The sequence below is a fragment of the Pseudomonas edaphica genome, from assembly GCF_005863185.1.
Taxonomy (GTDB): Bacteria; Pseudomonadota; Gammaproteobacteria; order Pseudomonadales; family Pseudomonadaceae; genus Aquipseudomonas; species Aquipseudomonas edaphica.
Genome location: NZ_VBVZ01000554.1, coordinates 1 through 4,053, shown reverse-complemented (window position 1 = coordinate 4,053; position 4,053 = coordinate 1). Strand labels below are relative to the sequence as shown.

The following is a 4,053-nucleotide window of genomic DNA, read 5'->3' as shown; positions in this document are numbered from 1 at the left end:
CCAGTTGCTCCTTGCTCATCACGCGGCCGGGCCGCGCGATCAGCGCCTCAAGCACCGCCTGCTCGCGAGAGGTCAACGTCATCAGCTCGCCGCCCACGGTGAAACGCCGGGTATCCAGGTCGTAGACCAGCACGCCGCACGCCTGCTGACGTTCACCGCCCAGCACACTGCGGCGCAACAGCGCCTTGACCCGCGCTTCCAGCTCGGTCAACTCGAAGGGCTTGGCCAGGTAGTCATCAGCGCCCAGGTTCAGGCCATGCACACGGTCTTTTACATCACTGCGCGCCGTCAACATCAACACTGGCAGATTTTTCCCACGCGCCCGCAGACGCGCCAACACCTCAAAACCATCCATGCGCGGCAGCCCCACATCGAGGATCACCACCGCATATTCCTCGCTGCTCAAGGCCAGGTCCGCGGCCACGCCGTCGTGCAGTACGTCGACGGTCAAACCCGTGCTCTTGAGCGCTTGGGCAACACTTTCGGCGAGTTGCAGATGGTCTTCAACCAAGAGGACACGCATGGATTTTCACCTCGTTCGGGCATGGTCGACGCCACGCTTTGGCGGGCAGTTTACAGGCGCCGCCTGCCCTGTGAAGCCCGAAAACATTGAAAGGCAGCTGAAAGGTTAGTGAAAGCTTCGCCCTTTAGCATCCAGCAACGGTGGGTAATGCCCGCCGAGCTACCTGATCCGTAGCGATCGAAAAACGCCTCGAAGCGTTTTCGCCAAAATAAGAACAATAACGGAGTACACCACGATGCTGTCGACCCAGCCCCAGGCTTGCCCGCCTGTGCGTTTTTCCCGTCTTGCCAAGACCGCCCTTGCCAGTGCCACCGCCCTTGCCGGCTTTTCGCCACTTGCCCAGGCTGCCTTCTTTGAAGACAGTAGCGCGACCCTGGAAACCCGCAATATGTACTTCAACCGCGACTTTCGCGACGGCACCAGCGCGCAGCAATCCAAGCGCGACGAATGGGCTCAGGGCTTCATGCTCAACCTGCAATCGGGCTACACCGACGGCACCGTCGGCTTTGGTGTGGACGCGCTGGGCATGCTCGGGGTCAAGCTCGACTCCAGCCCCGACCGCACAGGTTCTGGCTTGCTGCCCACTGACAACGGCCGCGCTGTCGACGACTACGCCAAACTCGGCCTGACCGGCAAAGTGAAGATCTCCGCCACCGAACTCAAGATCGGTGCGCTGATCCCCGAACTGCCGACCCTCAAGCCCAACGACGGCCGCATCCTGCCGCAGACCTTCAACGGTGGCTTGCTGACCTCCAAAGAATTCAAGAACCTGGTGTTTACCGGCGGCCGCCTGGACAAAGCCAAAGACCGCGATTCCACTGACTACGAAGAAATCGCCCTCAATAACAAGAACAGCCGTTTCGTCAGCGGCGCTACCGGCAAGCACTTCAACTTCGGCGGCGTTGACTACAAGTTCGCCGACAAGATCACCGGCAGTTACCACTTCGCCCAACTCGATGACGTGTACCGCCAGCACTTTCTCGGCCTGGTTGCCTCGCGCCCGCTCGGCCCCGGCACCTTCGGCACCGACCTGCGCCTGGCCATCAGTGATGACACGGGCGCGGCCCATGGCGGCAAGATCGACAACAGATCCCTCAACGGCCTGTTCAGCTATGCCCTCAATGGCCATAAGCTCAGCGCCGGCTACCAGCACATGTCCGGCGACAGCGCCTTTCCGTATGTGGATGGGGCCGACCCGTACCTGGTCAACTTCGTACAGATCAACGACTTTGCCGGCGCCGAAGAACGCTCCTGGCAAGCGCGCTACGACTACGACTTCGCCAAGCTGGGCATTCCCGGCTTGAGCTTCATGAGCCGTTACCTGTCGGGTGACAACATCAAGCTCAAGAACGGTGAGACCGGCAAGGAGTGGGAACGCAACAGCGAGATCCGCTACATCGTACAAAGTGGCACGTTCAAGGATGTCGCGTTTCGCCTGCGTAATGCCACGTACCGCTCCAACTACTCGGCCCGTGATGCGGATGAAGTACGCGTGCTGGTCAGCTATAGCGTCGCACTTTGGTAGTAGCCCCTAAATAACAACAAGACGGAGATTCAAATGACCTATTCACTGCGTAAATTGGCCCTCGCCGCCGGCTGCATGTTGTTCGCCGGCCAACTGCTGGCCGCCGACGAACCCAAACGCCCGGAATGCATCGCCCCAGCCTCCCCCGGCGGTGGTTTTGACCTGACCTGCAAACTGGCGCAAAGCGCGTTGGTCAATGAGAAGCTGCTGAGTAAACCGATGCGTGTGACCTACATGCCCGGCGGCGTGGGCGCGGTGGCCTATAACGCGGTGGTAGCACAGCGCCCAGCGGACGGCGGCACACTGGTGGCCTGGTCCAGCGGTTCGCTGTTGAACCTGGCCCAGGGCAAGTTCGGCCGTTTTGATGAAAGCGCCGTGCGTTGGTTGGCAGCGGTCGGCACCAGCTACGGTGCCATCGCAGTGAAAAGCGATTCGCCCTACAAGACCCTCGACGATCTCGTCAAAGCCTTGAAGAAAGATCCGGGCAGCGTGGTGATCGGTTCCGGCGGCACCGTAGGCAGCCAGGACTGGATGCAAACCGCCCTGATCGCCAAGGCCGCCGGCATCAACCCGCGCGAACTGCGTTATGTCGCCCTCGAAGGCGGCGGTGAAATCGCCACCGCCCTGCTCGGCGGCCACATCCAGGTGGGCAGCACCGACATCTCCGACTCCATGCCGCACATCCTCAGCGGTGACATGCGCCTGCTAGCGGTGTTCGCCGAAGAGCGCCTGGACGAGCCGGAAATGAAGGACATTCCGACCGCCAAAGAGCAAGGCTACGACATCGTCTGGCCAGTGGTCCGCGGTTTCTACCTCGGGCCAAAAGTCAGCGATGCCGACTACGCCTGGTGGAAAGAAGCGTTCGACAAACTGCTGGCCTCCGAAGAGTTCGCCAAGCTGCGTGACCAGCGCGAGCTGTTCCCGTTTGCCATGACCGGCCCGGAGCTCGACACCTACGTGAAGAAACAGGTGGCTGACTACAAAGTGCTGGCCAAAGAGTTCGGCCTGATCCAGTAATCGCCCCTCTTTTGCACGGCTGCGCCCTCTTTAACGGGCGGCGCGGCCCAGGAGTTCCACATGCTCTTACAACGCATTTTCGCCTCGGTGATGCTGCTGGTCTGCGCCGGCCTGGCACTGATGGCCTGGCCGTATCAGGCGGCGTTTTCCTACGAGCCGGTCGGCCCACGTGCCTTTCCGCTGCTGATGCTCGGCCTGATGAGCCTGGGCCTGATCTACATGATCTTTCGCCCGCAGCCAACCAAGCACACCGAAGAAGAACCCGCGCTGGACCGCGAAACCCTGATCAAGATCAGCCTTTGCGTCGCGCTGCTGATCGTGTTTGCCGGCACTTTCGAGCCCTTGGGCTTCATCCTCAGCAGCATGTTGATCGGCATTCCAATGGCACGCCTGTATGGCGGCCGCTGGTTGCCCAGCGTAGTGATCGTCACCCTCATGGCTATCGGCCTGTACCTGCTGTTCGACAAGGCCATGGATGTACCGCTGCCCCTCGGCCTGCTTGAAGTTCTGGAGAACTGATATGGATACGTTCAGCTATTTGGGCCAGGGCTTCGGCGTTGCACTGACCCCTTACAATCTGGTGACCGCGCTGTGTGGCACCCTGATCGGCACCGTGGTCGGCCTGTTGCCGGGCCTGGGCCCGATCAATGGCGTGGCCTTGTTGATCCCCATCGCGTTCGCGTTGGGCCTGCCGCCGGAATCGGCGCTGATCCTGCTCGCGGCTGTGTACCTGGGCTGCGAATACGGCGGCCGTATCAGCTCGATCCTGCTCAACATCCCGGGCGAAGCTTCTACCGTAATGACTACCCTCGACGGCTACCCGATGGCCCGCAAAGGCCTGGCCGGTGTGGCGTTGTCGCTGTCAGCATGGAGTTCGTTCATCGGCGCGTTTATCGCCACCTGCGGCATGGTGCTGTTTGCGCCGCTGCTGGCCAAATGGGCGATTGCCTTCGGCCCGGCGGAATATTTCGTACTGATGGTGTTCGCG

At 61.2% G+C, this 4,053-nt stretch carries 5 protein-coding genes; 4 read left to right on the top strand and 1 reads right to left on the bottom strand.

The annotated features are described in order from the left end of the window. Positions 1-523, bottom strand: a 523-nt coding sequence (locus tag FEM54_RS26335) for a response regulator (RefSeq protein ID WP_138453634.1), incomplete at its 3' end; no start/stop codon positions are given. 235 nt (positions 524-758) lie between these two features. Here FEM54_RS26335 and FEM54_RS26330 point away from each other — a divergent pair. The 4 genes from FEM54_RS26330 to FEM54_RS26315 form a co-directional block, all read left to right on the top strand. Next, on the top strand, positions 759-2,048 hold the full coding sequence (locus tag FEM54_RS26330; protein ID WP_017137321.1) for an OprD family porin: 1,290 nt from the start codon (positions 759-761) through the stop codon (positions 2,046-2,048). A gap of 33 nt (positions 2,049-2,081) precedes the next feature. Next, the gene (locus tag FEM54_RS26325) at positions 2,082-3,065 is read left to right on the top strand and encodes a Bug family tripartite tricarboxylate transporter substrate binding protein (RefSeq protein ID WP_138453633.1); all 984 of its coding nucleotides are present in this window, start codon (positions 2,082-2,084) and stop codon (positions 3,063-3,065) included. A gap of 60 nt (positions 3,066-3,125) precedes the next feature. Then, positions 3,126-3,584 carry a tripartite tricarboxylate transporter TctB family protein gene (locus FEM54_RS26320; protein WP_099548634.1) on the top strand — a complete coding sequence of 153 codons (459 nt, stop codon included), beginning with the start codon at positions 3,126-3,128 and terminating at the stop codon, positions 3,582-3,584. Between the two features lies 1 nt (position 3,585). Next, positions 3,586-4,053 (top strand): tripartite tricarboxylate transporter permease (locus FEM54_RS26315; RefSeq protein WP_171045905.1); only part of this gene is annotated, 468 nt, incomplete at its 3' end.

What these genes read in the sequence shown, in the direction of transcription:
- FEM54_RS26330 (WP_017137321.1), top strand. Translation starts at nt 759, where the DNA reads ATGCTGTCGACCCAGCCCCAGGCTTGCCCGCCTGTGCGTTTTTCCCGT.
- FEM54_RS26325 (WP_138453633.1), top strand. Translation starts at nt 2,082, where the DNA reads ATGACCTATTCACTGCGTAAATTGGCCCTCGCCGCCGGCTGCATGTTG.
- FEM54_RS26320 (WP_099548634.1), top strand. Translation starts at nt 3,126, where the DNA reads ATGCTCTTACAACGCATTTTCGCCTCGGTGATGCTGCTGGTCTGCGCC.